The 25,469-nt window shown below is 71.2% G+C and carries 22 protein-coding genes and 1 riboswitch; of the genes, 6 read left to right on the forward strand and 16 right to left on the reverse strand.

Annotated elements, in window-relative coordinates; all coding sequences use genetic code 11:
• Positions 1–18 precede the first annotated feature (18 nt).
• Complete coding sequence (locus PV734_RS10225; protein ID WP_319289300.1) at positions 19–1,881, forward strand: cellulase family glycosylhydrolase; 1,863 nt, start codon at positions 19–21, stop codon at positions 1,879–1,881.
• 37 nt (positions 1,882–1,918) lie between these two features.
• Here the strand turns inward: PV734_RS10225 and PV734_RS10230 are convergent, their stop codons facing one another.
• Positions 1,919–3,190 carry a YncE family protein gene (locus PV734_RS10230; RefSeq protein WP_319090846.1) on the reverse strand — a complete coding sequence of 424 codons (1,272 nt, stop codon included), beginning with the start codon at positions 3,188–3,190 and terminating at the stop codon, positions 1,919–1,921.
• Positions 3,191–3,393: 203 nt separating this feature from the next.
• Here PV734_RS10230 and PV734_RS10235 point away from each other — a divergent pair, with 203 nt between their 5' ends.
• Entirely contained in the window at positions 3,394–4,083 is a 690-nt protein-coding gene (locus tag PV734_RS10235; protein WP_319090845.1) for a helix-turn-helix domain-containing protein, read from the forward strand.
• Between the two features lie 251 nt (positions 4,084–4,334).
• Here the strand turns inward: PV734_RS10235 and PV734_RS10240 are convergent, their stop codons facing one another.
• Entirely contained in the window at positions 4,335–5,183 is an 849-nt protein-coding gene (locus PV734_RS10240; protein WP_319289301.1) for a bifunctional 5,10-methylenetetrahydrofolate dehydrogenase/5,10-methenyltetrahydrofolate cyclohydrolase, read from the reverse strand.
• A gap of 22 nt (positions 5,184–5,205) precedes the next feature.
• A riboswitch (ZMP/ZTP riboswitch) is annotated at positions 5,206–5,298 on the reverse strand.
• Positions 5,299–5,312: 14 nt separating this feature from the next.
• Positions 5,313–5,687, reverse strand: coding sequence for a nuclear transport factor 2 family protein (locus tag PV734_RS10245; protein ID WP_319090843.1), 375 nt, complete (start codon positions 5,685–5,687; stop codon positions 5,313–5,315).
• Positions 5,688–5,858: 171 nt separating this feature from the next.
• On the opposite strand from PV734_RS10245, the gene PV734_RS10250 reads away from it, so the two are divergent.
• Positions 5,859–6,155 (forward strand): hypothetical protein, encoded by a 297-nt coding sequence (locus PV734_RS10250; RefSeq protein ID WP_319090842.1) that lies wholly within the window; start codon positions 5,859–5,861, stop codon positions 6,153–6,155.
• A gap of 73 nt (positions 6,156–6,228) precedes the next feature.
• Here the strand turns inward: PV734_RS10250 and PV734_RS10255 are convergent, their stop codons facing one another.
• From PV734_RS10255 to PV734_RS10295, 9 genes are all read right to left on the reverse strand, one after another.
• Entirely contained in the window at positions 6,229–7,440 is a 1,212-nt protein-coding gene (locus PV734_RS10255; RefSeq protein ID WP_319289302.1) for a type III PLP-dependent enzyme, read from the reverse strand.
• Positions 7,437–9,170: an IucA/IucC family protein gene (locus tag PV734_RS10260; protein ID WP_319090840.1), complete on the reverse strand. Its 1,734-nt coding sequence runs from the start codon at positions 9,168–9,170 to the stop codon at positions 7,437–7,439. Before PV734_RS10260 ends, PV734_RS10255 begins: the two co-directional genes overlap by 4 nt.
• Positions 9,170–10,381: an MFS transporter gene (locus PV734_RS10265; protein ID WP_319289303.1), complete on the reverse strand. Its 1,212-nt coding sequence runs from the start codon at positions 10,379–10,381 to the stop codon at positions 9,170–9,172. Before PV734_RS10265 ends, PV734_RS10260 begins: the two co-directional genes overlap by 1 nt.
• Positions 10,378–12,159: an IucA/IucC family protein gene (locus PV734_RS10270; protein ID WP_319289304.1), complete on the reverse strand. Its 1,782-nt coding sequence runs from the start codon at positions 12,157–12,159 to the stop codon at positions 10,378–10,380. Before PV734_RS10270 ends, PV734_RS10265 begins: the two co-directional genes overlap by 4 nt.
• Positions 12,156–13,352 carry an ATP-grasp domain-containing protein gene (locus PV734_RS10275; RefSeq protein ID WP_319289305.1) on the reverse strand — a complete coding sequence of 399 codons (1,197 nt, stop codon included), beginning with the start codon at positions 13,350–13,352 and terminating at the stop codon, positions 12,156–12,158. Before PV734_RS10275 ends, PV734_RS10270 begins: the two co-directional genes overlap by 4 nt.
• A gap of 107 nt (positions 13,353–13,459) precedes the next feature.
• Positions 13,460–14,512, reverse strand: a complete 1,053-nt coding sequence (locus PV734_RS10280; RefSeq protein ID WP_415924183.1) for an ABC transporter substrate-binding protein — start codon at positions 14,510–14,512, stop codon at positions 13,460–13,462.
• 43 nt (positions 14,513–14,555) lie between these two features.
• Entirely contained in the window at positions 14,556–15,383 is an 828-nt protein-coding gene (locus PV734_RS10285) for an ABC transporter ATP-binding protein (RefSeq protein ID WP_319090835.1), read from the reverse strand.
• Positions 15,380–16,429 (reverse strand): iron ABC transporter permease, encoded by a 1,050-nt coding sequence (locus tag PV734_RS10290; protein WP_319289307.1) that lies wholly within the window; start codon positions 16,427–16,429, stop codon positions 15,380–15,382. The genes PV734_RS10285 and PV734_RS10290 overlap by 4 nt, the downstream gene beginning before the upstream one ends.
• Positions 16,430–16,538: 109 nt before the next feature.
• Complete coding sequence (locus tag PV734_RS10295; protein ID WP_319090833.1) at positions 16,539–17,564, reverse strand: iron ABC transporter permease; 1,026 nt, start codon at positions 17,562–17,564, stop codon at positions 16,539–16,541.
• 188 nt (positions 17,565–17,752) lie between these two features.
• Between PV734_RS10295 and PV734_RS10300 the strand changes: the two genes are divergently transcribed.
• Complete coding sequence (locus tag PV734_RS10300; protein ID WP_319090832.1) at positions 17,753–18,598, forward strand: (2Fe-2S)-binding protein; 846 nt, start codon at positions 17,753–17,755, stop codon at positions 18,596–18,598.
• Positions 18,599–18,620: 22 nt separating this feature from the next.
• Here PV734_RS10300 and PV734_RS10305 read toward each other — a convergent pair whose 3' ends face one another.
• Positions 18,621–20,384 carry an ABC transporter ATP-binding protein gene (locus PV734_RS10305; protein WP_319289308.1) on the reverse strand — a complete coding sequence of 588 codons (1,764 nt, stop codon included), beginning with the start codon at positions 20,382–20,384 and terminating at the stop codon, positions 18,621–18,623.
• Between the two features lie 346 nt (positions 20,385–20,730).
• Between PV734_RS10305 and PV734_RS10310 the strand changes: the two genes are divergently transcribed.
• Positions 20,731–21,816, forward strand: coding sequence for an S-(hydroxymethyl)mycothiol dehydrogenase (locus PV734_RS10310; protein WP_319289364.1), 1,086 nt, complete (start codon positions 20,731–20,733; stop codon positions 21,814–21,816).
• A complete protein-coding gene (locus tag PV734_RS10315; protein WP_006373690.1) occupies positions 21,816–22,445 on the forward strand; it encodes an MBL fold metallo-hydrolase in 630 nt (209 codons plus the stop codon). Before PV734_RS10310 ends, PV734_RS10315 begins: the two co-directional genes overlap by 1 nt.
• An 84-nt stretch (positions 22,446–22,529) precedes the next feature.
• On the opposite strand, the gene PV734_RS10320 is transcribed toward PV734_RS10315, so the two are convergent.
• The 3 genes from PV734_RS10320 to PV734_RS10330 are packed head-to-tail and all read right to left on the reverse strand — an operon-like array spanning position 22,530 to position 25,336.
• Entirely contained in the window at positions 22,530–23,252 is a 723-nt protein-coding gene (locus PV734_RS10320; RefSeq protein WP_319090830.1) for an FAD:protein FMN transferase, read from the reverse strand.
• A gap of 4 nt (positions 23,253–23,256) precedes the next feature.
• Positions 23,257–23,988 carry an FMN-binding protein gene (locus tag PV734_RS10325; RefSeq protein ID WP_319289309.1) on the reverse strand — a complete coding sequence of 244 codons (732 nt, stop codon included), beginning with the start codon at positions 23,986–23,988 and terminating at the stop codon, positions 23,257–23,259.
• A 10-nt stretch (positions 23,989–23,998) separates the two neighbouring features.
• The gene (locus PV734_RS10330; protein ID WP_319090828.1) at positions 23,999–25,336 is read right to left on the reverse strand and encodes a ferredoxin reductase family protein; all 1,338 of its coding nucleotides are present in this window, start codon (positions 25,334–25,336) and stop codon (positions 23,999–24,001) included.
• Positions 25,337–25,469 lie beyond the last annotated feature (133 nt).

Here is a 25,469-nt window from a genome sequence, read left to right on the forward strand (position 1 = left end):
GATGCGCGCGGGACTGTAATGCACATGTCGAAGTCACGTGTGCATTTGCTCGGCGTACTGGTTCTGGTCACCGGTTTCGTGACCACCGTCGGCTCCCAGCCCGCCCGGGCCGACACCCTCTGGTTCGACGCTCCGGCCTCCACCGCCCTCACTGTCCAGAACGGCCGGTTCGCGGACTCCCTGGGCCGAGAGGTCGTGCTCCGCGGCTACAACGTCTCCGGCGAGACGAAGCTCAAGGAGAACAACGGCCTGCCGTTCGCCTCCGTGGCCGACGCCAAGAAGTCGGCGACCGCCCTACGAGCGCTCGGCGGCGGCAACAGCGTCCGCTTCCTGCTCTCCTGGGCGTACGCGGAGCCGGTGCGGGGCTCGGTGAGCAGTAGCTATCTGGCCGCGGCGACCGCCCAGATGGGTGCCTTCCTCGACGCGGGCATCCGCGTCTATCCCGACTTCCACCAGGACCTCTACTCCCGCTGGCTCTGGGACTCGGACAGCTGGTACACCGGCGACGGCGCCCCCAAATGGGCCGTCGACCTCGGCAACTACCCCGACGAGTACTGCGGGATCTGCCTCCTGTGGGGGCAGAACATCACCTCGAACGCGGCGGTGAAGAACGCGACATACGACTTCTGGCACAACGCCTACGGGATCCAGGACTCGTTCCTCGACACCGCCCAGAAGACGATGACGTACCTCAAACAGAACCTGACGGGCGACCAGTTCGCGGGCGTGGTCGGCTTCGACCCGTACAACGAACCGCATCCGGGGAATCTCGACTCGGGTCAGACCAGCCGGACCTGGGAGAAGAACGTCCTGTGGCCGTTCTTCGTGAAGTTCCGGGCCCGGATGGACTCGGCCGGCTGGCAGGACAAGCCGGCCTTCGTGGAACCGAACATGTTCTGGAACGCCAACATCGACTCCCAGAAGCAGGAGGGCGGCCTCCTCGACGCGGGGACGGCCGGCCCGCGCTATGTCTTCAACACCCACTTCTACGACCAGAAGGCCATCTCCGGCATCCTGATGTGGGGCAACGCGGGAGACGGCCAGTACGTCACCGACTTCGGCACGGTCCGCGACCGGGCCGCCGCCCTCGGGACGACCGGGATCGTCAGCGAGTTCGGCCACCCGCTGAGCGGATCGGTCTCCGGCAAGGCGCCGTCGGTCTACAAGGCGATGTACCAGGCCCTCGACTCCCGTGTGAAGGGGGCGAGCTGGTGGGCGAACGCGAGCGTCTCCGGGCCGGTGCTGTCCGGCAGCCAGTGGCAGTGGGACATCTACAACGGCCGCCACCGTGAGCTGATGAACGACAACGCCGACAAGGTGATCACCTCCGGTGACGGCTGGAACGACGAGGACCTGTCCGCCGTACGCCTCGACGACTCCGGTACGGCGGTGCTGCGGCAGGACGCCCGCATGCTGGACCGTGTCTATCCGGGCGCCACGGCGGGGACGACCCTCGCCTTCACCTACGAGGACCGTTCCCGGGACGGGTCCTCGACCCTCACCTGGAACCCGGTGCCCAGTTCGCTGCCGAACGTGTCCACGCTGGTGGGCTCGGGGCAGTACAGCGTGCTGGTGTGGCGGTCGAAGGGCATCTCGGCGCCGACCGAGCTCCATCTGCCGGCGTCCTTCCCGACGGCGACCACCACGGTCGTCTCCGACCTCGGCACGGTCTACGGCCCGCCGGCCTACACCGGTACGACCCCGATCGCGGCGGGCACCGACCCCGGCAACACGGGAAGCCGCCGCCTGCTGCTCACCGCGCCGGACTCGGGAGTCCTGCACTACGCGCTGGTGACCAACGGGGCGACGGCTCCTTCGGCGGCCCTGCTGAACTCCGCGCGGACCGAACTGGCCTCATGGGCCGCGCAGGAGTTCAGCTAGTCGAGCAACCGGCGGCCAACCGACCTGAAATGACAGGTCAGTTGGTCGCCGGGCCAGTCCAGTCCGCCTCGACATGGCCGAGGCGGACTCGCTGGGGGTGGTCGCCGACCGGCACGGACACCGTCTTCTGCCCGGTGGCGAAGTCGATGGCCGTGACCTGGTCGGCACCGCTCTCGGAGATCACGCAGGACTTGCCGTCGCCGCTCACCGTGGCCCAGTAGGGCTTCGAGGCGGGGACGAGCGGCCCCTCCTGGAGCGTCGCACGGTCGACGACCGTCGCGTAGTCGTCCATCGTGCCCGCGACGCACAGCTTCGTGCCGTCCGGCTTCATCGAGATCCCGTGGTGGCGCGAGTCGTTGACGAACGTGGTGCGGTCGTCGCTGGTCGCCGGGTTCTTCGGCAGGGTCTTCGTCCGGGTGATCTTGTCGGTGGCGACGTCGTACTCGAAGAAGCCGTTGAAGAACGAGACCTGGAAGTACAGCTTCGACTCGTCGGGCGAGAAGACGGCCGGGCGGACCGCGTCCGAGAAGTCCGTGAGACCGATGGCGTTGAGCCGGTCCCGCATGTCGATCACCTTCACCTGCTTGAAGGTGGCCGCGTCGACGACCGTGATCTTCCGGTCGCCCTTCGTGAAGTCCTGCCACGGAGCGTCCTGCGAGGTGTTGACGTCCCCGATGGCCATGTTCCAGATGTACTTGCCGTCCTTGGTGAAGATGTTCTCGTGCGGCTTGTCGCCGGTGGCGAACGAGCCGATCTGCGCGCCGGTGTTGATGTTCAGTACATGCACGGTGTTGGAGATCGAGGCGGAGACCGCGACCCGGGTGCCGTCGGGGGAAACCGCCATGTGATCGGAGCGGTAACCCGACACGGGGAAGCGCCAGTTGATCGCCCCGGTGGCGAGGTCGATCGACACGACGTCGGCGAAGCTGGGCCGGGAGACGACCACCGACTTGCCGTCCGGAGTGGAGTACATGTCGTCGACCAGCTGGTCGTGGCCCTCGCCGACGCCGTTGCGAATGGCCATGAAGTAGATCCACTTGATGGGGTCGGCGTTGATCGCGGCCATCCGCGCCGCCTTGTCGGGTACGACGTTGATCCGGCCGATCTTGGCGAAGTCGCCGGTGGACTTGATGACGTCCGCGGTGCCTTCCCAGTTGTTGCCGACGAACATCACCTCGCGCAGGTCGGCGGCGGCCGTGCTGGAGTCCTCGGCCGCCGTCGCGGCGACGGCGGTGGCAGCGGGGGCGGTGACGGTCAGCACGAGGGCGGCGGCCATGGCACAGAGGTGCCTGGATCTGGAAGCGGACATGAGTGCTCTCCCCTCCGGGAGTGGACAGACGGGCTGTGGCGGGTGCATGACATATGGGGCAAAAAAGAGATCGCGGCTGCGGGCGGGAAACTGAACACGGTCACGTTCAGATTGGACTTACTGGAAAGTAAGTAGGGGGTGCCCTTCTCCACAAGACTCCGTGCACGACAAACTTGGCCCCCGGACCGACGAAGGAGGGTTCATTGGCGGGCAGACTCAGGGCGCCGACCGGCCGCTACGCAGGCAGGACCGCCGAGGAACGGCAGGCCGAACGGCGCCGGAGATTCCTTGAAGCCGCCCTCCAGCTGTTCGGCGACACGCCGGGGTACCGCTCGACGACCGTCGCCGCGCTCAGCGAGGCGGCCGGTCTGTCGACGCGCCAGTTCTACGAGGAGTTCCGCACCCTGGAGGACCTCCTGGCCGCCCTTCACCTCCAGGTCAACGACTGGGCCGAGGGGGCGGCGCTCACCGCGCTGGCCGCCGCCGACGGCCTGCCCCTCGCCGAACGCGCCGCCGCGATCTTCCGTGCCTACGCCGCCAACGTCACCGCCGATCCGCGCCGCATCCGGATCACCTTCGTCGAGATCATCGGCGTCAGTGCCCGCCTGGAGGAACAGCGCCTCGCCCGCCGCTCCCGCTGGGTGAACCTGATCTGCACGGAGGCGGAGGCCGCCGTCGCCGTGGGAGAGGCGGCGCCGCGCGACTACCGCCTCGCCGCGACCGCGTTCATCGGCAGCGTCAACGGTCTGCTGCACGACTGGAGTGCGGGGTGGGTCGACGCCACGCTGGACGAGGTGGTGGACGAGCTGGTGCGGATGCTGCTGGGCATCCTGCGACCGGCGGGCTGGCTGCCCCCGGGCCCGGCGCCGGCCGAGGGCACCGGGACCTCCTGACGTTCCCCGGGCCGCCCGGACCGGGGTGCGCCCGTCAGACCGGCGCTGCCCAAGGGGCCGGCCGGTTCACCGACTCCGGAACCGGTCCGACACCCTCATCCGCGCCGTTCCGGGCCGCGAGGACACGCGCCCGCTCCCCGCGCGAGGATCAGCGGTGCCGTCCTCGGCGCGGAAACACCGCCATGGTTGCCGAACCCCAGTGGGGCCTGAACGCGGGCGATGTCACGCACTGCAGCGCCTGGATGCGCTGCTCACGCCCCGAGCTGCCGGGCGGCGGCGTCGACGGTCTGTTCCAGCAGTGTCGCGATGGTCATCGGACCGACCCCGCCCGGCACCGGGGTGATCAGCCCGGCCCGTTCGACGGCGGAGTCGAAATCGACGTCGCCGATGTTCCCGGGGCTGTACCCGGCGTCGATCACGACCGCGCCGGGCTTGATGTCCGCGCCCTGGATCAGCCGGGGCCGGCCCACGGCGGCGACCACGATGTCGGCCTCGCGGACGACGGACGACAGGTCCCTGGTCCGCGAGTGGCAGTACGTCACCGTCGCGTCCCGGCCGAGGAGCAGCATGCCGACCGGCTTGCCGAGGATCGCACTGCGGCCCACCACCACGGCCCGACTGCCGGGCAGGTCGACGTCGTACGCGTCGAGCAGCCGCATGATGCCGCCGGGCGTGCAGGACACGAAGCCCGGCAGACCGAAGCTCATCGTCGCGAAGGAGGCGAAGGTGACACCGTCGACGTCCTTCTCCGGCGCGATCGCCTCGAACGCGGCCCGCTCGTCGATGTGCGCGCCCATCGGGTGCTGGAGCAGTATGCCGTGCACACCGGGGTCCTTCGAGAGGGAGCGCAGCGTGCCGACCAGTTCCTCGGTGGTCGTGGCGGCGGGCAGCTCCACATGGCGGGACTCGATACCCGCCTTGCGGCAGCGGTTCTGCTTCATGCGGACGTACGTGACGGAGGCGGGGTCCGCTCCCACCAGCACGGTCGCGAGGCAGGGCGTCGCGCCCGTGCGGTCGGTGAGGTCGGCGGCCTTCTTCGCGGTGTCCTCGACGATGCGCCGGGCGAGAGAAGTGCCGTCCATGAGCCGGGCCTGAGACATGGTCCACTCCTGAGCGAGCAGTAGTCATCGCCCAGGCGCACGGCACACACTCCGCGTTCTTCGCGAGGCCGCTCCCCGGTGGTTCTCCACCTCAGCGCCAGTCACGACCCGCTCTCAGCCTAGCCGAGGTCAGGAATCCTCCTCGTCCCATGCCTGCAGCACGGTCTGGTCGACGATCTTGCCGTCCCGCAGGGACATCATCGAGCCGGCGAGGACGCGGACTCCGTCCGGGTAGAGACAGGACTCGGTGTAGGCGACCTGGTCGCCCTGGACGACGACCTGTTCCAGTTTGTGGGTCATGTCCCTGCCGTACACCTCCGTCAGCATGGCGCCGATCTCGCCGCGCCCGTGCATGACCATCGGGTGGCTGGGCTGGGTCTTGTGGTCGACGACGCGCAGTTCGGCGTCGTCGGCGTAGAGCGACAGCAGCGCTGCCGCGTCCTGTCCTTCGATGCCCCGGCGCAGCGCTTCGGTGTCGAAGGCGGGGCTTGCCGCGGTGCCCATGGTGACCTCCTTCGAGGGCCGCGGCCCGATCGGGTCCGGGCCGCGAGGAGCCTCTCCCCCGAGCGTCCTCCGTCCCGGGAGGCTCGGCAAGCGCAGACGGACGATGAGCCTGACGAGTGAGCGGGGCGCGGTGCCCGTGTCCGGTGAGGGGCGTGCGACGTTGGTCAGTCCATGATCTCAACACGACGAATCGCCGCCGCCGTTGGTCTCGCCATCGGTGTCACCGGCCTCGCCGCCCCGCTGGCGAGCGCGGCTCCCGCCGCCGACCAGAACGCGGGCAAGCTGAACCCGATCGCCCAGCTCGACTCGCTCGCCGTGAGCGAGATTCCCGCCCAGTACCACGAGGACCTGCCGCGGGTCTCCAGCCAGCTGAGCTCGCTCAACCACCTGAGCGACCTCCAGCAGCTGCATCAGCTGACCGACATGGCCGCCCCCGTGACCGGCCTGCTGCCGGGTATCGAGGCCTGACGGACGCACGGACAGAAGGTATATGGGCCGCCCGGCCGGACCGGGCGGCCCACAGGTGTGTCGTACTTCCCAGCTATCTCGGCTCGCTCGTCGTCGCCGGCTCCGCGCCCAGGAAATGGAAGCCTGGCCTCGGGTGCATCAGGAAGTCGTGGTGGGAGATGTTCCACGCGTACGCGCCCGCCATCGAGAACAGCACCCGGTCGCCGGCCCGCAGCCCCGGCGCCGGGACCTGCCGGGCCAGTACGTCCTTCGGTGTGCACAGCTGGCCGGCCAGCGTGACCCGCGACTCCTCGGCCACCGGGCGCGGCCAGGGGTGCGGCCAGGAGTCCACCGGCAGCACCGTGCACGGCTGGTCGTGGCCCTTCGTCGCGGGGGTGCGCAGATGGTGGGTGCCGCCCCGGACGACCGCGAACTCCTCGCCATGGCTCCGCTTCACGTCCAGCACCTCCGTCGCGTACCAGCCGCAGTACGCGGTCAGCGCCCGGCCGGGTTCGATACGCAGGGTCGTTTCCGGGTACGCCTCGGTGAGCCGGGCCAGGCCCCTGCCGAACGCCGCCCAGTCGAAACGACGGGCCGGCGCGGCGTAGTCCACGGCCATCCCGCCGCCGACGTTCACCTCGGTCACGCGCACGCCGAGCCCCGCCGCCCAGGTGACCACCGACTCGGCCACCGCCAGCTGCTCCCGGTCGTCGAGTCCGCTCGCCAAGTGGGCGTGGACACCGCGCAGTTCGAGCTGCGGATACGTTCCGTCGGTCAACGCCCGGAACACCGGCGCGGCCCCGGCCGGGTCGAGCCCGAAGGGCGTCGGCCGGCCGCCCATCGTCAGTGAGCTCCCCGCCAACGAGCCGTCGGACACCGGGATGTTGACGCGCACCAGCACCGCCACCCGGCGCGCGGGCCCGACCTGTCGCGTCAACTCGGCGAGCATACGCAGCTCGTGCTCGCTCTCGACATGGAACCGGTCGACGCCCAGCCTCAGTGCGGTCAGTACCTCGTCCGGTGTCTTGCCGGGCCCACCGAACGCCAGCGGCCGGCTCGGCACCGCACCCGCGACATGGGCGAGTTCGCCGCCCGAGGAGACCTCGTAACCGTCGACGTACGGCGACAGCGCGGCCAGGATCTCCGGCTCCGGGTTGGCCTTGGCCGCGTAGTACAGCTCGACCCGCTCGGGCAGTGACTCCCGGACCACTGCCGCGTGAGCGCGCAGTTCCGCCAGGTCATAGACGTACGCGGGCAGTTCGGCGGTGGACAGGGACAGCGCGTGGTCGCGCACGGCGAGGGTCATCGGGTGCTCCGGGTGGTGTCGCGCAGAATGTCCTCCGCGAGCGGGGACGGCAGCCGTACGTATCCCGCCTCGCGGTCCGCCTTTCGTTCCCAGCGGGTGAGCAGGTTGGCCTTCGCGGGCAGCGGAACCCCGGCGAGCAGTGCGGCGAGCCGGGGCGGGCAGCCGGAACGCTCCGCGTAGGACCGGAGCGTGTCGCGCACCCGCCCCCACAGGGCGGCCTCGGCCTCCGGGTGCAGGTCGGCCAGGGCGGCGAGGAGTTCGGCGATGTGGTTGACGAGGAGGCAGTAGACGACCCGGTCCCAGCCGCGCTGCGCGTCGTACGTCATCGGGCCAGCGACCCCGGCCGGCAGGGCGGCGAGAGTGTCCTGGTGGTGTTCGGGAACCAGCTTGGTGCCCTCCAGGTCCCGGAAGAGCACCTGGACGGGACGGCCGCCGGCATCCACACAGATCAGCACGTTCTGCAGATGCGGCTCCAGGACCAGCCCGTGGTCGAAGTAGGCGGCCAGGACAGGGGGGACGAGCAGGTCGAGGTACGCCGACCACCAGTCGAGGGCGGTCTCCGGGGCCGTGTCGGTGAGCAGCCGGGAGACGTGCGCGGCACTCGACGGGTACTCGTCGGCAACCGCCGCTGCCAGGAGGGGAGTTGTCTCCGGTGCGAGGCGTCGGGGCAGGCCCTCGCGGACGATCACGCCGAAGCCCTCGAAGAGTTCACGGTCCGGGGTGCCGTCGGGCCCGGGCAGGGCGAGTGTGCGGTAGGCGGGTTCGCGGAGCACCGCGCTGCCGGGGAAGCGTTCGGCCAGGTCGGTGAGGGCCGGGGCGAGGGCGCGGGTGAGGGCGACGGCGCCGGAGAGTTCGTAACTGCTGTTCTTGCGAAGGCAGTTGGTGATCCGCACGTTCAGGCTGAACTTGAGGAACGTCTCGCCGTCGTACAGGGTGCGCACGGACGCGGTGGCGGCGAAGGGGCGACCGCCCGGGCCGAGGTCCAGGATGTCGCCGCGTTCCGACGCGGCACGCAGTAGCGGGTGTTCGCGCAGCGTGTCGTACTGCCAGGGATGTGTGGGCAGCAGCCGGTAGCCCTCGGGGACGTCCGTGCGCTGACCGTCCAGCGCTGCGACGGCCCAGGGGGCGGCGTTCTCCTCGGCGATCAGGTCGGCGCGCACGGCGAGATGCCGCAGCGGGAAGACGGACCCGGTCTCCGGCGCGTACGCCGCCCAGGCGCGCGGGTCGCCGGTGCGCGCCTTGGGCGTGGGGTGGAAGCGGTGGCCGAACAGCAGGGACTGCTCGGAGGCGAGGTAGGCGGCGAGACGGTCGTCGGCCGGTCCGGTGGGGCGCTCACCGGCCAGGGCGGCCGTGACCGCCTGGTGGCTGGAGGCGATCTGCTCCAGGAACTCGTCGTTGCGTTCCCCGGTCCGCAGGGACAGCTCGTCGCGCGTGTACTGGGCGAGGCGCCGCCAGCCCAGCGCCGCCCAGCCGTCACCGGCCCGCTCGGTCACCGGGCCGGTGAAGCGGTGGGCGCCCAGGAGCGACGTCCTGCGCAGGCCGATTCGCAGGAGAACGCCGCGTCGGGGCAGGCGGAGCAGCAGGTGACCGTCGTCGACGACGGTCTGGCGTTCCGGGCCCGACACCTCGCGCAGCAGACAGTTGAGGAGGGTGTGGGTCACCACGTCGTCGGCGGTGGGCAGTCCGGCGGGTGCGGTGGCGGCGTCGGGCGAGTCGGTCAGTGAGGGCATCAGCGGCTCCAACGGGCGTGGGGCGAGCGGGGGGTGAGAAGCAGGAGGGAGGCGAGCACCGTGACGGCGGCGGCCGCACCGCCCGTCAGCACCGGCGCGGCCGGGCCGAAACGGGCGCTGCCCGCAGCCGCGGCGAGGCCGGCGACAACGGCGCCGGCCTTGGAGAAGAACTCCAGTGACCCGAACATCCCGCCGGGCGCACGGCCCTTGGCGCAGTCGGCGGCCAGGACGGACAGGGACACCAGGCCGAGCGTGAGCCCAACCCCGAGGACCAGCCGTACGGCGACCAGCTCGGTCAGTGAATCGGCGACGCCGTGTCCGGCCAGACCGAGCGCGATACAGGCGAACCCGAGGACGATCCCGGACCCTGGCCGGTCCCGGACCACCGAGTGCACCCCGAGCGCCGACACCAGATAGACCAGGTGGGGGAGGGCGAAGAGAACGCCGGACAACGTTGCCGACGTGCCCGGAAGCCGGTCCTCGACCAGGGAGATCAGATAGGGGAAGGAGATCACGGTGGAGAACACGAACGCGAACTCCAGGGCGTACAGGGCGCGCAGGGAGACCACCGGCGCCAGGGCGGGCGCGACGGTCTCGGGTATGGGCTCCGCGGCCTGTTCCTCGCTCGGTTCGGGGAGCGCGGCGAGCAACAGGGCTGCGGTCAGCGGGAGTACGGCCAGAAGGGCGTACTGGCGGTGCGGTGACAACCAGTCCGACAGCGAGCCGACGACGATCGGTGCGACGACCAGGGCGGCCCGGGCGCTGCCCTGCATCAGGGTGAGCGCCCTCGACAGGGCGGGGCCCTCCAGCGAGGCACCCAGATAGCCGTTGGACGCGGCGAAGGTGCCGCCGAGGACGCCCTGGAGGATCAGCGCGGCCGTGAACGTGGCGAGGGAGTCCGCCCAGCCGGCGAGCAGAAAGGCGACGGCGAGGCCCAACTGGGCGCGCAGCAGCAGGCGTTTGCGGCCGAAGCGGTCGGCGAGCCTGCCCCAGAAGGGGGCCCCGAGCGCGCCGAACACCGTCGGGACCACGTACAGCACCCCGGCCCAGCGCGCGGAGCGGTCGCCCAGCTCCGGGAGGATCTGGGTGAGATACGGGGGCAGTCCGAGAGCGGCGAAGGACGCGACGAAGTAGCAGCCGGCCACCGCGTGCACATGACCTCGGCCGAACGAGGAGCGACGCCGCGGCAGGCGCCATGCCTCGGCGCTCATCCGGCGGCCCCGGAGCGAGTTCCGGTCTCTTCGCCCGTGTCGCCCGCGTGGAGAAGGTAGTTGGGGCCGGTGGTGTAGTGCTTGTTGATGTCGGCGGCGCCCGACCGCTCCTTGCTGAGGAGGGTTCCGGCGCTGACCATCGCCTTCACGGGCAGCTGAGTCGCGTCCAGGATCCTGGTGCGCAGTACGGCGGCCGGATTGCCGCCGAGCCGGTCGACCGCCTCCGCGAGCCGGTCGCGGACCAGCTTCAGCAGGGCGGGCAGTGGGGCGCGGCCGTGCCGGGCGAGCCCGAAGGCGTAGGCGCCCGCGCACAGATGGACGGTGATGGTGGTGAACACGTCGGCGACCGGGTCGTCCTCGGTGCCGTAGGTCCGTTCGTCGTCGAAGCCCCACGGCCCCGGCAGGACGGCGGCGAGGCGGCTGGTGTTCAGGCGCGGGCCGTCGTTGTCCTTGAACAGCAGCCGTACCCGGCCCGGTTCGGGCCCCAGGAGCAGCGAGACGTTCTGCTGGTGCGACTCCAGTGCGATGCCGTAGCCGAAGAGGGTGGTCTGCCAGTCGAAGAGGAGGGTGAGGCAGGCGTCCAGCAGGGCGAGCGGGTCGCCGTCGTGGAAGCGGTCCGCGAGATGGTCGACGACCAGCCGTCCGCCGGGCGCCTCGGCGAGGAGCGCGGCCAGCGGGACGACGGCGGTGTTGTCGAGGCCGGCCGGGTAGCGGCGGCACAGGACGGCGAGGAGCTCGTGTCCGGCGTGCGCGTACGTCGTCTCGTCGGCGTGCCGGACGGTGTCCTGGAAGCGGGGCTCGCGTGCGACGACCCGCTCGATCAGTCGCTGCCCGGCGGCGCCGTCGACCAGCGTGCCCGGTTTGATGGAGCGCCGGTTGCGCAGCCCCAACGTGGCCGTGACGAGGGGGAGTTTGAGGTGCAGGGTGGGATCGGCGGCCACCGCGACAGTGCGCGTCGACAGGGTCGGCACCACTTCCAGGTGTCCGTGGTCGGCGAGCCGGGCGCGGCCCGTGAGGCCGGTGACGCGCAGCGCCTCGTCGAGCGGGGCGCCGACGGTCAACGGGTGCACGGGCAGGGCGAGATGCGTGTCCCGCAGATCCTCCATACCGAGCATCGCGGGCGTCGGCCAGATCTCCGGCAGCGTACCCGCGAGGGTCACCGCCTCCCGGGGTACCGCGAGCCAGCGCAGCGTGAACCGAGGGTGGAACTCCGGTGCGTACGAGCGTAGTTGCTCCTCGGTGAGCCCGGCCCGGCCGCGGGCGGTCGGATACACGGGGTGGTCGACACGGGCGGCGAGGGTGTCGTACGCCAGAGACGACGTCAGGCCCGTCCAGCCCGCCGGGTCGGCGCCATGACGGCCCGTCAGCCGTTCGTCGGTCTCGTCGCGCGTGGCCTCGTGCAGCCGCAGGGTGACAAGGGTCTGTCGGCTCTCCTCGGTGAAGGCGTCGAAGCCGTCACGGTCCACGGGGTCGGCCGACGAGCGCAGGGCGGCGAGCACGGTGTCGTACGCGGTCAGTTCGGCGCCGTCCGACTCACGCACGAGCAGTGGCAGCCGGGCGGCGTACACGCACTGGAAGCCTTCCTCGGTGAGCGGCAGCAGCAGGGCGTCGCCGTCGCCGGTCGCCAGGCGCAGCCAGATGCCGTCCGGGCGGTGCGAGAGTGTGCCGAGGGTGCGCAGGCCGACCACGTCCTCGCGGAGCAGCGCGCTGAGGACGCGGGTGAGCAGTTCGGCCTCGGCGGCGTCGGTCGTCAGGGGGAGGGAAGGGGCGGTGGTCACGGCTGGACCTCCCAGCGCCGGTCCGCCAGGAACCGCGCCGACACCCGGTCGACCGTCGGCTGGTCGGATCCGGTGGCCCGCAGGACGCCCAGGTAGTCGCGGTTGGTGCGGTACAGTTCGTGCCGCTCACCCACCGCGCGCAGCGGACGGTATGTCAGATGTACGCCGTCCAGGTGGAGTTCGGTGGCCGGGGGAGCCGAGGTCAGGGTGCCCGCACGGTCGGCGCACGGGTATTCCAGGCGGGCCGCGCCGCCCCGGCGGATGCCCAGGTCGGCGGGGAGCGGCTCGCCCAGATGGGTCCGCAGGATGTGCTCGAAGAGCGGGATCTCCAGGAGCCGGGCCAGCAGCAGGTCCACCTGGTCGCCGATGGCACGGTAGTTGACCTCGATGATGCGGGCGCGTCCCTCGTGCGCCACGAACTCGGTGTGACACGCGCCGAACCCGACTCCCAGTGCGTCGAGTTGGGCCAGGATCTGCGCGACGACCGGCTCCGGGTGGGCCTGGACGAGGACGAGCCGCTCCTCGATGAAGTACGGCGGCGCCGACAACTCGGTGTGGAAACCGCCCAGTACATGCCGGACGTTCCCGTCGCCGAGCGTCTCCAGGGTGTACAGCTCCCCGGGCAGATACTCCTCGACGACCAGGACGTTGCCCGGCCGCCGCGCGAAGATCTCCTCGGCGCGGCTCGCCAGTTCCACGGCGCTGTCGACGAGGACGACGTCCTCGCTGGCGACGCCCTCACGCGGCTTGAGGACACACGGGTACGGTGCGGCCAGGGCGACAGCCCCGACGGGAGCGGTCCGCGTCAGTTCCGTGGACCACACGGTGTCGACGCCCGCGGCGGCGAGCCTGCGCCGCATCTCGGCCTTGTCCTTGCAGGCGAGCGCGGCCCGCCAGTCCTTGCCGGGCAGCCGGAAGTAGTCGGCGGCCAGGGCGGCCTGGGTCTGGAGGTGGTCGCTGTTGCTGAAGACGGCGTCGGGCCGGTGATGCGTGGAGATCCGGGTGACGACGGCCCGGAAGTCACGGACGTCGCACTCCAGGATCTCGAGGTCCGGATACGTGGAACACGCGGCCCGGTGGGCGTCGGGCTGGTCGGTGAGGACGGTGACATCGAGGCCGAGCCGGGCGGCGGCAGGCAGAAAGCCCTCGGTGACGGAGTCGGTGGGGTTGTGGGCGAGCAGGTACAGACGCATGGCGTGTGGAACAACTTCCGCTAGCGGGTGGGGGGTTGCGGCCCGGGTCGGAGGCCCGGGGGCGGGGCGCGTGCAGAAGGGCGCGCCCCGCCCCCGTACAGCGGGAGTTACTTCTTCGGGAGTTCCACGCCGGTGGCCCTGGCCACGTCGACGAGCATCTGCTCGGCGGCCTGGACGCCGATGCCGGACATCCAGATCTCGTCCGGGACCTCGAAGACCTTGCCGTTCCTGACGGCGGGCAGGCTCTTCCAGACCGGGTTGGTGACGACCTGCTGCTTCTGCGTCTTGTCCTCGGTGTCGGCGGCGGTGACGAAGATCAGGCCGGCGTCGGCCTGGTCGATCTGCTCCGGGCTGACGTCCTTCATGGTGACCTCGGGGTCGGTGGAGACCTGTGACTTCGGGCGGACCAGGCCGATGTCGCCGAGGACGACACCGCTGTAGGAGTTGGACTGGTAGAGACGGGTCGGACCGGCGATGAAGCGGACCACGGACGCGGTCGGCATGGTGCCCTTGTCCTTCGCCCTGATGGCCTCACCGAGTGCCTCGGCCCGCGTCTCGTACTCCTTGAGCTCGGCCGCGGCCTCGGTCTCCAGGCCGAGGGCCTCGGCGTGCACCTTCAGGTTCTGCTTCCAGACACCGCCGGTGGTCTCCGTGAAGACGGTGGGTGCGATCGCGCTGAGCTTGCCGTAGATCGCCTCGTGGCGGACCTTCGAGGACAGGATCAGGTCCGGCTTGAGGGAGGCGATCAGTTCGAGGTTCGGCTCCAGGAGCGGGCCGACGTCCTTCGTGTCGCTCAACTCGCCCTTCAGGTACGTCGGGAAGCCGCCCTCGGACTTGAAGTGCGGGGCGACCGCGCCGACCGGGTCGATGCCGAGGAGGGTGACGTCGTCCAGTTCGCCGGTGTCGAGCACGACGACCCGCTTCGGCTTGGCGGGGATCTTCACATCGCCCATGACGGTCTTGAGGGTGCGGGGGAATCCGGCGGTGTCGGCTGCGGCGTCGGCGGCCGAGTCCGTGCCCTTGCCGCCCTTGTCGTCAGCGTCGCCGCTGCCGCAGGCGGCGAGAACGGCGGTGCCGAGTACGACGGCGAGGAACAGAGCCAGGAGGCGCCCAAGACGGCTGAACCGGCTCATTCCGGGCAGTGAACGGGTGTTGCGCATGAGGGGGGTTGGTCTTTCTGTCGATCGTGGCGGTACGGGCGGGTCAGGCGGTCGCGGCGGAGTGCCGCAGCGGGCTGCCCTTGGGGATGACCAGCGGGGTGCCGGTCTCCGGGTCGGGTATGACTCGGCAGTCCACGTCGAACACGGACTTGACGAGCGTTGCGTCGAGCACGTCGGCGGGTGGGCCGGCGGCGGCGAGGCGGCCGTCCTTGAGGACCACCATGTGGTCCGCGTAGCGGGCGGCCTGTCCGAGGTCGTGCAGCACCATCACCACGGTGCGGCCCGCCTCGGCGTGCAGGGCGGCGACCAGATCGAGTACGTCGAGCTGGTGCCGCAGGTCGAGGAAGGTGGTCGGTTCGTCGAGCAGGAGCAGCTCGGTGTCCTGTGCCAACGCCAGGGCGATCCAGGCGCGTTGGCGCTGCCCGCCGGAGAGCCGGTCGACGGGCTGCTCACGCAGCGCGGTCGTCCCGGTGCGCTCCAGGGCCTCGTCGACCGCCCGCTGGTCGGCCGTCGACCAGGGGGCCAGCAGCCGCTGGTGCGGATACCGGCCGAGGCGGACGAGCGCCTCGACGGTGATCGCCTCCGGGGTGACCGGCTGCTGCGGCAGCAGGCCCATCCTTAGGGCCAGGGCCTTCGCGGACATCCGGTGGATGTCGGAGCCGTCGAGGGTGACGGTACCGGCGGCGGGCGCGAGCAGTCGGCTCAGTCCTCTCAACAAGGTCGATTTCCCGCAGGCGTTGGGGCCGACGATCGCGGTGACGGCGCCGCCGGGGAGGGTCAGGTCGAGCCCGCCGACGACGAGGCGGTCGCCGTAGCGCAGGTCGAGCGCCCGGGTGCGCAGCTGGTTGACGGTGTCCGGCCGGGCGTTCATGCGTGACTCCTGTGAACGGGTGTGCTCTGACGGAACATCAGCACCAGCAGCCAGGGCGCGCCGAGAGTGGCGGTGACCGCCCCGACCGGCAGTCCCTCGACGGGCAGCAGATGCTGGACCGCCAGGTCCGAGGCGAGCAGCAGTACGGCACCGGTGAGACCGGCAAGCGCCAGGGAGACGGCGGTCGGCGGGCCGGTGAGGAAGCGGACGACATGGGGGACGGCGAGCGCGACGAACGTCACCGGGCCGGCGAGCGCGGCGGCCAGTGACGCCAACGCGACGGCCACGAAAAGGAGTTGGAGCCGGGCGGCAGAGGTGCCCAGCCCGAGTGCGCCCGCCGAGTCGTCCCCGAGGTCCAGCACGGCGAGCCGTCGGTGCAGTACGAGGGTGACGGCGAGCGCGGCCACCATGGCGCCGCCCGCTCCCCACACCTCCGTCCACGTCCGCCCGTACACCGAACCGGTGGTCCACTGGAGCGCGGAGCCGGCCAGCTCGGCCGGGAAGCGCACGATCAGCAGGTTCACGGCGGCGGCGAGCCCCGCCTGCACGGCGAGCCCGGTCAGCACCAGCCGGGTCACCGCGACCCCCGAGCGCCAGGCGAACACGCCGAGCAGCAGGGCGGAGAGAAGCCCGCCGGCCAGTGCGCCCACGGGGATCAGCGTCTGCGAGGCACCGGCCGCGATGAGCGAGACCGCGCCGAGCGACGCGCCACCGGTCACACCCATCACGTCGGGTGAGGCCAGCGGATTGCGGAACAGCCGCTGCAGGACACACCCGGCGACACCGAGCCCGGCGCCCGCGACAAGGGCCGCGAAGGCCCGGGGCGCCCGGAACTGCTGGACCACGAGCACATCCCCGGAGTCCCCCAGTCCGGCCAGCGCCCGTAGCGCGGTACCGGGCGGCATCGCCATCTCACCCGTCGTCAGCGCGACGGTGAGCAGGGTGAGGACGGCGGCGACGCCGCAGCCGGCGTAGAGCGCCGCACGGCGACTCGGCCGGACGCGGGCACCGGCCGTCGTACGTGCGAAGCGGGCGGCGATGGTCATGAGGCCGCCGTTCTGGCCGCACGGTCGCAGTCGGCGTGTGTCGGGAGGTGACGTGCCGTCCGGGCGGTGGATCCAGGCTCTGCCGTGAGGGCGAACGTCGTGGCGGCGCTCATCGGGTCACCTTCCTTGCCAGCAGCGCCAGCAGGGGGGCGCCCAGGAACGCGGTCACGATGCCGACCTCCAGTTCCGAGGGGCGGATGACCAGACGGCCCAGTACGTCGGCCGACAGCAGGAGCAGGGGCCCGGCGAGCAGGCACCCGGGGACCAGGAGGCGGTGGTCGCCGCCCAGCAGCGGGCGTACGAGATGAGGTGCCGCCAGGCCGATGAACGCGATCGGGCCCGCGACGGCCACCGCCGAACCGGCGAGCAGGACGACGGCGACACCGCCCGCCAGTCGGATCCGGGCCACCGGAACGCCCAGTGCCTGCGCCGAATCGTCGCCCAGGGCAAGGGCGTTGAGGGCGGGCGAGACCGCGAGCGCCACCACCAGGCCCAGCAACAGCGTGGGCAGCACCGGCCAGAGGGTGCCGAGGGTGCGCCCGGAGAGCGAGCCCGCCAGCCAGAAGCGGGCCTCGTCCAGGGTGCGCTGGTTCAGCAGCATGACCGCCGACGTCCAGGAGAGGAGGACGAGTTGGAGGACGGTGCCGCCGAGCGCGAGCCGAACCGGGTCGATGTCGCCCGCCCGGCGGGCCAGCGCCTGGGCGAGGAGCGCGGCGCCCGCCGCGCCCGCGAAGGCGAACCACAGATACTCGACCGGGTCGCTCAGCCTCAGCGCGAAGATGGCGACCACCACCGCGAAACCGGCACCCGCGTTGATCCCGAGGGTGGTCGGCGAGGCGAGCGGGTTGCGGGTGATGCCCTGGGCGACCGCCCCGGCGACCCCGAGCGCCGCCCCGACCGCGAGCCCGATGACGGTACGCGGCAGTCGCAGCCCGGTCACCACCAGGGCGTCTCTTCCCTGGGCGTGGCCGAAGAGTGCCTCGGCCACCGTCGACAGGGGCACCGAGCGCGCACCGAGGGCGAGGCTCAGCGCCGCGCACAGGGCCAGGGCCCCGAGACCGGTGAGAAGGATCGGGATGTGCCTCAGGGCACGGAAGGGTGCACCGATCGGTGCACCCGGTCGGGTCGCAGTCACGAGCCGGAGCTTAGGTTAGGCATACTTTACTTATCAACCGGCTGTGGGGGCGCTGTGGTGTGCGTAATGCCTGATCGGCGCCTTGATCGTCGAGGTGGGGGCATTCGTGGTCACCACCTTGTGATCTTGTCGGTAAGGTAAGCCTTGCCTATCTAACCCCACCTGAACCTCGCCGCGCAGGAGTACCCATGACCGTGGCCCTGGAGCCCCCGTCGGCCGCTGCCGCCGCGCGTGTGCTCGGCGACGCCTACCGACGCCTCGCCGACCTCTGCGACGTACTCACCGTGCAGGTGGCACCCGCCGACGTGGTGGGCCCTCAAGTGGTTCTCACCGGGCGGGAACTGACGACAGATCAGGAAAGCCTGCACTCCTTTGTCGAGGCCGAGGCCACGCGGATCCAGGAGCGCCACGGGCACACGGCCCGCCCGCACGTCGCCGCCTCCCGCGCCCTGCACGACTACGCCTGGTCGGTCGGCCTGCTGATGAGCGGCGTCTGGTACCTGGAGCGCCGCGTGCCACGCGTCCGGCCGGAGGACGTCCGGTTGGACCTCTCCACCGGCGTGTACAAGATCACATCCGGTTCCTCCCTGTCCTGCCTCCCGGGAGATCCCGCCGCGACCCTGCCCGGAGTCACCGTGCTCCCGCACGAGGAGGCGCTGCGCACCGAGTTGCGTTCGGCCGTCGCCGACCACATGGCCCCGCTGCTGACCGCCCTCGGCCCGATCGCCCGCCGGGGATCACGCGCCCTGTGGGGCCTTGTCTCCGACGACCTGGTCTCCGGGATCTGGTACCTGGGGAGGATGCTCGGCCGGGAGGACGACGCCGTCCGCGCGGCCACCGAACTGCTGCCCTCCGCTGTCTCCCCGTACCCCGGTGGCGCCGACTTCCGCCACCTCACCGACTCGTCAGGGCGCCGCCACCCGACCCGCACCCGTACCGGCTGCTGCCTCTACTACACGATCCGCCCGGACGACGCCTGTTCCACCTGCCCCCGCACCTGCGACACGGAACGGCTGCGCAGGCTGGAGAGTTGAGCGTTGCGCGAACCGCGCGTGCTCAGCCGGTGGTGGCCAGGAACTGCGTCGCCGCCAGCTCGGCGTACAGCGGGTCGCCGGCGACGAGTTCGCGATGGGTGCCGACCGCGCGGACACGCCCCGCGTCCATCACCACGATCCGGTCCGCCATCGTCACCGTGGACAGCCGGTGGGCGACGACGAGAACGGTCGTCGTACGGGCGACATCCGCGACCGTGTCCCGGAGCGCCGCCTCGTTCACCGCGTCCAGCTGCGAGGTCGCCTCGTCGAGCAGGAGCAGCCGGGGGCGTCGCAGCAGCGCGCGGGCGATGGCCACCCGCTGACGCTCACCGCCCGACAGCTTGGTGCCCCGGTGCCCGACCAGGGTGTCGAGGCCGCGCGGCAGCCGGTCCACCAGACCGTCGAGCCGGGTCGTCTTCACCACGCGTGTGACGGCCTCCTCGTCGGCCTCCGGATTGCCCAGGAGCAGGTTGTCGCGCAGTGAGCCCGACAGCACGGGCGCGTCCTGCTCGACGTAGCCGATGGCGGAACGGAGTTCGGCCAGTTCCCAGCCGGCGGCGTCGCGGCCGTCGAGGGTGATGACGCCGGACTCGGGGTCGTAGAAGCGTTCGATGAGCGAGAAGACGGTGGTCTTGCCGGCGCCGGACGGGCCGACGAAAGCCGTCATTCCCCGGGGCGGCACGGTGAACGTCACGCCGTGATGGACGTACGGGAGATCGTCGTCGTAGCGGAAGCGGACCTCCTCGAAGGCGAGCGCCGCCGGTTCGGCGTCGCCGGCGGGGAGGGGCGTCGGGCGGGCCGACGACGGCTCGGCGGGCAGGGCGAGGGCCTCCTGGATGCGGGTGAGGGCCGCGGCACCCGTCTGGTACTGCGTGATCGCGCCGACGACCTGCTGGATCGGCGACATCAGATAGAAGACATAGAGGAGGAACGCGACCAGTGTGCCGACCTCGACCGCGCCGGTCGCCACTCGCGCGCCACCCACCGCGAGCACGGTGATGAAGGCGATCTGCATCGCCAGCCCGGCCGTGTTGCCCGCCGCGGCCGACCACTTGGCGGCGCTCACGCTCTGCCGCCACGACTCCTCGGCCGCCGCGTGCAGCCGCTCCTCCTCCCGGTGCTCGGCGCCGGACGCCTTGATCGTGCGCAGCGCGCCCAGCACCCGTTCCAGCGAGGCGCCCATGACACCGACCGCGTCCTGCGCCCGCCGACTCGCCCTGTTGATACGCGGCACGATCACGCCGAGGACGGTACCCGCCCCCGCGATCACGGCGAGGGTGACACCCAGCAGCACCGGATCCACCAGACCCATCATCACGATCGTCGCCACCAGGGTGAGACCGCCGGTGCCGAGGCCGACGAGCGAGTCGGTGGTCACCTCGCGCAGCAGGGTGGTGTCCGAGGTGACCCGGGCCATCAGATCGCCGGGCTCGGTCCGGTCCACGGCGGGTATCCGCAGCCGCAGCAGATAGGAGGACAGCGCCCGTCGCGCACCCAGCACCACCGACTCGGCGGTTCGCCGCAGTACGTACGAACCCAGCGCGCCCAGCGCCGCGTTGCCGACGACGAGCGCGGACATCAGCAGCAGCGCCCCGGTGATCGTCCGGTCGTGGGACAGATCGTCGATGAGCCCCCGAGCGACCAGCGGCAGGGCCAGCCCGGCCGCGCCTGTCGCCAGCGACAGCAGGGCGCCCGCCAGCAGGGTCCACCGATGCGGCCGTACGTAGCCGAGGAGCAGTCGCCAAGCGGGCGAGGGCGGACCGGCGTTCGGCTCTGCGTTGCTCACGGTGCTCCTCGGCAGGCGGGCGGGAATTCACCCTACGTCGGCGACCGGGGAAGCGGAGGGGCGGTCGTTTCCGCCCGCCGTGAACGCTACCGCCGTGTGTGGTTCGCGCAGCGCCCGCCGGTTCCGGGTCGTCGTGAGGGCGAGGGCTGTCGCGTCCCCGCCCGGCGGACAGCCGTCCGGCAGACCGGCCGGCACCTCGTCCGGGCCGAGGCGGAGCAGGTCGGCTCGGAGTGGGCGCCCGAGGCGCGGACGGCGGGAGCCGCACGGTGAACGTGCCGTTACCGATCGGTCGCACGTAGGGTCGGAGCGAAGGACCGAACATTGGCCGATGGAAGGGTTCAGCACCATGGCGCAGGAAGTACGCGGCGTGATCGCACCGGGTAAGAACGAACCGGTGCGGGTCGAGACGATCGTCGTGCCGGACCCCGGGCCGGGTGAGGCCGTGGTTCAGATCCAGGCCTGCGGGGTGTGCCACACGGACCTGCACTACAAACAGGGCGGGATCAACGACGACTTCCCCTTCCTGCTCGGCCACGAGGCGGCCGGGGTCGTGGAGTCGGTGGGGGAGGGCGTCACCGATGTCGCCCCCGGTGACTTCGTGATCCTCAACTGGCGTGCTGTGTGCGGGAGTTGCCGGGCCTGTCTGCGCGGTCGCCCCTGGTACTGCTTCAACACGCACAACGCCAAGCAGAAGATGACCCTGCTCGACGGCACCGAGCTGTCGCCGGCCCTCGGTATCGGCGCCTTCGCCGAGAAGACCCTGGTCGCGGCCGGGCAGTGCACCAAGGTCGACCCGGCCGTCTCGGCCGCTGTCGCCGGGCTCCTGGGATGCGGGGTGATGGCCGGTATCGGCGCCGCCATCAACACCGGGAACGTCGGTCGGGGCGACACGGTCGCCGTCATCGGCTGCGGAGGCGTGGGCGACGCCGCGATCGCCGGGTCGAACCTGGCCGGCGCCGCGAAGATCATCGCCGTGGACATCGACGACCGGAAACTGGCCACCGCCCGCACGATGGGCGCCACGCACACGGTCAACTCCAAGGAGACCGACCCGGTCGAGGCGATCCGTGAACTGACCGGCGGCAACGGCGCCGATGTCGTCATCGAGGCGGTCGGCCGCCCGGAGACGTACAAGCAGGCCTTCTACGCCCGTGACCTCGCCGGAACCGTGGTCCTGGTCGGGGTGCCGACGCCGGAGATGAAGCTGGAGCTTCCGCTGATCGACGTCTTCGGACGGGGCGGCTCGCTGAAGTCGTCCTGGTACGGCGACTGCCTGCCCTCCCGTGACTTCCCCATGCTCATCGACCTGCACCTCCAAGGCCGCCTGGACCTCGCCAAGTTCGTCACGGAGACCATCCAACTCGACGAGGTGGAGAAGGCGTTCGAGCGGATGCACGGCGGCGACGTACTGCGTTCCGTGGTGGTGTTCTGATGGCCGCGCGCATCGAACGACTCGTCACCTCCGGGCAGTTCAGCCTCGACGGCGGCACCTGGGACGTCGACAACAACGTGTGGATCATCGGCGACGACCATGAGGCGATCGTCATCGACGCCGCCCATGACGCCGACGCCATCGCGGCGGCCGTCGGCGACCGGCGCCTCACCGCCATCGTGTGCACCCACGCCCACAACGACCACATCGACGCGGCTCCCGCCCTCGCCGAGCGCACCGGCGCCACCATCTGGCTGCACCGCGACGACCTGCCGCTGTGGAAGCAGACCCACCCGGACCGCGACCCCGACGCCTGGCTCGCCGACGGCCAGGTGATCGAGGCCGCCGGCGCCGATCTGACGGTCCTGCACACGCCCGGACACGCACCGGGCGCGGTCTGCCTCTACGACCCGGGGCTCGGCACCGTCTTCACCGGCGACACCCTCTTCAACGGCGGCCCGGGTGCCACCGGCCGCTCCTACTCCCACTTCCCGACGATCATCGACTCGATCCGGGACCGGCTGCTCGCCCTGCCGCCCGAGACGAAGGTCCTCACCGGGCACGGTGACCCCACCACCATCGGGGCCGAGGCGCCGCACCTCCAGGAGTGGATCACCCGGGGCCACTGAGCCCACCGTCACCGAACGCCAGTGGGCGCCCACCGTCGACAACGGGGGGCGCCCACAAGGACGTACGACACCGACCGGGTCCGTTCAGGCGGCCACCGGGAAGCCCGGCGTCCGGAACACCTGCCGGCCGGCGTCCACCGCGAACACCTCGCAGCCCTTGCGGGCGGCGGCCCAGTCGATGCCCTCCGCGCCCATCGCGAACGCCGCCGTCGCCGTGGCGTCCGCCTCGGTGAGCGTCGACGCGACAACGGTCAGGCTCAGGAGTCCGGTCGCCGGGCGCCCGGTGCGGCCGTCGAGGATGTGGTCGCCCCGCTCGTAGCGGGCGGAGGTCGCCACACCCCCCTCGGTGAGTTCCAGCACCGTGCACAACTGGTCGGCGTGCTCGGGATGCCGTACACCGACCCGCCAGGCGCGCCCGGCGGCGACCACGTCACCGCCGGCGTTCAGGCAGTATGTCCGTACGCCCGCCTTCTCCAGCAGCTCCGCCGCCCGCTGCACCGCCCAGCCCTTCACCACCGCGCACGGATCGAGGCCCCGGCCCGGCAGCCGTACGTCGAAGGCGCCTCCGGTCGCGACCCGGTACTCCTCGCACAGGCCGAGCACCTCGGTGAGGTCCGCGCTCAGCTCGCCGGACTCCGGCTCGCCCCGGTCGAGGCGGGACACCTCGCTGTCGGGCTTGAAGGGGCTGAACCGCGCGTCGACCTCGTGGAGCCATGCGAACACGTTGTCCGCCGCCTCCACCGGGGCGTTCTCGTCGTCGATCCGCAGCGAGATCGGGAACCCCATGATGTGTTCGACGCGCCGCATCCCATCAGCCCTTCGCGTCGATGGCGGCCTGGAGGGACTCCTTGTAGCCGTCGCTGGTGATGGTCGCGCCCGAGACCGTGTCGATGTCGGCGCTCTGTGCGGCGAGCGTCTCCGAGACCAGGACCGGAACGGCGGCCGTGGTCTGCGGGTGGTTCGGCTGCTGGAGCATCTTCACGGCAGTGATCTTGTCGCCCTCGAAGGTCACCTCGACCTGCACGGTGCCCTTCTCGGTGTCCACGGCGGTCCCGGAGACGACCTTGGACGCGGACTCGGCGGCGGGGGCCGACGTGGACGCGGACGGCGACGGGGACGACGCGACGGAGTCCGCCTGGGAGTCGATGGCGGCCTGGAGGGACTCCCGGTAACCGTCGCTGGTGATGGTGGCGCCGGAGACGGTGTCGATGTCGGCGCTCTGCGCGGTCAGCGTCTCCTTGATCAGGACCGGAACGGCGGCGGTGGTCTGCGGGTGGTTCGGCTGCTTCAGCATCCGCACCGAGGAGATCTTCGAGCCCGCGAACGTCACCTCGACCTGGACGTCACCCTTCTCGGTGGCGACAGTGGTGCCGGCGACGACCGTGGACGACGAACCGGCGGACCCCGAGGGTGCCGAGGACGACGAGGAGGACACGGACGGGGTCGAGGCCTCCGAGGACGTGATGCCCAACGACGGCTCGTAGAGCCAGACGGGGACCAGGCCCGCGATGCTCAGGACCAGTACAGGCAGTGCTCGTTTCACGACGTTCCTCTTATCCGGCCAGGCTGAAGCGCTCGAAGTGGGTCTGCGACCGGGGCACGCCCAGCTCCCGCAGGCTGCGCAACACCGCGTTCATCATGGGCGGCGGGCCGCACAGGAAGACGTCCCGGTCCGTGATGTCCGGCACCAGCTCGGTCAGCGCGTCCGGGGCCAGCATGTCGGGGACGGCCGGTCCGGACACCAGGTGCAGCTCGGCGCCCTTGGCGTGGGCGAGGTCCCGCAGCTCCTCGTAGAGGACGGCGTCCTGGTCCCGGGCGACCCGGTAGATGACCACGGCGTGGCCCTGGATCTCCTCGAGCAGCGCGCGGATCGGCGTGACGCCCACCCCGCCGGCGATCAGGACCGCCTCCGGCCGGGTGCGGTGCATCGCGGTGAACGCGCCGTACGGGCCCTCGGCGAAGACCCGGGTGCCGACCGGGATGTGCCGCAGGGCGGCGGTGCCGTCACCGGCCACCTTCGCGGTCAGGCGCAGCGACCTGCCGTCGGGCGCCGCCGACAGCGAGAACGGGTTGGCCTGCCACCAGCGGTCCTTCGTGAGGAACCGCCACAGGAAGAACTGACCGGCGCGGGCGGGCAGCTTGTCGAGGTCGCGGCCGGTCATGTAGATCGAGACGACGTTGTCGGCCTCGGGGACGACGGCCGACACGCGCAGCTGGTGCCGGAGGTTCTTGCGCAGCGGCAGCACCACCCGGCCCAGGAACACCGAACCGAGCGCCACGCTCCACAGGGCCCACCAGTACGTGGTCGCGGCGGACGACGAGGTGAACGTCGTACCGACACCGACCTGGTGGGTGAACGCCAGGACCACCGCCACGTAGGTGTACAGGTGGATGAAGTGCCAGGTCTCGTAGGCGAGCCGGCGGCGGGCGTAGCGCGCGGAGACCGCTCCGATGATCATGATCAGGACAAGGGCGACGATCGCGCGCAGCACGCCCTCGGTGGTCTCGGCCAGCTCCACCAGCTCGTCGACCGGGCCCATCGAGGTGCCCTCGGCGTAGCCGAAGGTGATGAACACCGCGTGGGACATCAGCGTCCACAGCAGGCCGAAGCCGACCCAGCGGTGCCAGGTGGTCAGCCGGTCCATGCCGATGCGGTGGTCCAGCCACGGCAGCCGGGCCACCAGCACCAGCTGGAAGGCCATGAAGAGGGCGCCGTACAACCCGGCGAGCCGGCCCAGCACGATCAGCGCGTTCGACGCGAACCCGGCCTGCGCGAAGAAGACGGTCACGACGGCGACATTGGCGGCCAGCACGGCGTACAGGCCCGTGCGGGCCACCACTTTGGGCCGTATCGCCGTGGGGGGCGCGGGTGGCGATTGGACGGTCGTCACGGACGGTGCTCCTTGATCGGGTCCAGGGACCCCGAGTCTGACCGACGGTAGCTGTCAATGAGCTGTCGTTGGACTTTCAAGTTGTTATCGATCGCGCGTACGGGGGGAGGGAGGTATGGCGTTGCGAGCGGCG

Source organism: Streptomyces sp. AK08-02, from assembly GCF_033795085.1.
GTDB classification, from domain to species: Bacteria; Actinomycetota; Actinomycetes; order Streptomycetales; family Streptomycetaceae; genus Streptomyces; species Streptomyces echiniscabiei.

Bases quoted from the DNA above. Each gene is read 5' to 3' on its own strand.
- PV734_RS10225 (WP_319289300.1), top strand. From the start codon at position 19: ATGCACATGTCGAAGTCACGTGTGCATTTGCTCGGCGTACTGGTTCTG.
- PV734_RS10230 (WP_319090846.1), bottom strand. From the start codon at position 3,190: ATGTCCGCTTCCAGATCCAGGCACCTCTGTGCCATGGCCGCCGCCCTC.
- PV734_RS10240 (WP_319289301.1), bottom strand. From the start codon at position 5,183: ATGTCTCAGGCCCGGCTCATGGACGGCACTTCTCTCGCCCGGCGCATC.
- PV734_RS10245 (WP_319090843.1), bottom strand. From the start codon at position 5,687: ATGGGCACCGCGGCAAGCCCCGCCTTCGACACCGAAGCGCTGCGCCGG.
- PV734_RS10250 (WP_319090842.1), top strand. From the start codon at position 5,859: ATGATCTCAACACGACGAATCGCCGCCGCCGTTGGTCTCGCCATCGGT.
- PV734_RS10255 (WP_319289302.1), bottom strand. From the start codon at position 7,440: ATGACCCTCGCCGTGCGCGACCACGCGCTGTCCCTGTCCACCGCCGAA.
- PV734_RS10260 (WP_319090840.1), bottom strand. From the start codon at position 9,170: ATGCCCTCACTGACCGACTCGCCCGACGCCGCCACCGCACCCGCCGGA.
- PV734_RS10265 (WP_319289303.1), bottom strand. From the start codon at position 10,381: ATGAGCGCCGAGGCATGGCGCCTGCCGCGGCGTCGCTCCTCGTTCGGC.
- PV734_RS10275 (WP_319289305.1), bottom strand. From the start codon at position 13,352: ATGCGTCTGTACCTGCTCGCCCACAACCCCACCGACTCCGTCACCGAG.
- PV734_RS10280 (WP_415924183.1), bottom strand. From the start codon at position 14,512: ATGCGCAACACCCGTTCACTGCCCGGAATGAGCCGGTTCAGCCGTCTT.
- PV734_RS10285 (WP_319090835.1), bottom strand. From the start codon at position 15,383: ATGAACGCCCGGCCGGACACCGTCAACCAGCTGCGCACCCGGGCGCTC.
- PV734_RS10290 (WP_319289307.1), bottom strand. From the start codon at position 16,429: ATGACCATCGCCGCCCGCTTCGCACGTACGACGGCCGGTGCCCGCGTC.
- PV734_RS10300 (WP_319090832.1), top strand. From the start codon at position 17,753: ATGACCGTGGCCCTGGAGCCCCCGTCGGCCGCTGCCGCCGCGCGTGTG.
- PV734_RS10310 (WP_319289364.1), top strand. From the start codon at position 20,731: ATGGCGCAGGAAGTACGCGGCGTGATCGCACCGGGTAAGAACGAACCG.
- PV734_RS10315 (WP_006373690.1), top strand. From the start codon at position 21,816: ATGGCCGCGCGCATCGAACGACTCGTCACCTCCGGGCAGTTCAGCCTC.
- PV734_RS10320 (WP_319090830.1), bottom strand. From the start codon at position 23,252: ATGCGGCGCGTCGAACACATCATGGGGTTCCCGATCTCGCTGCGGATC.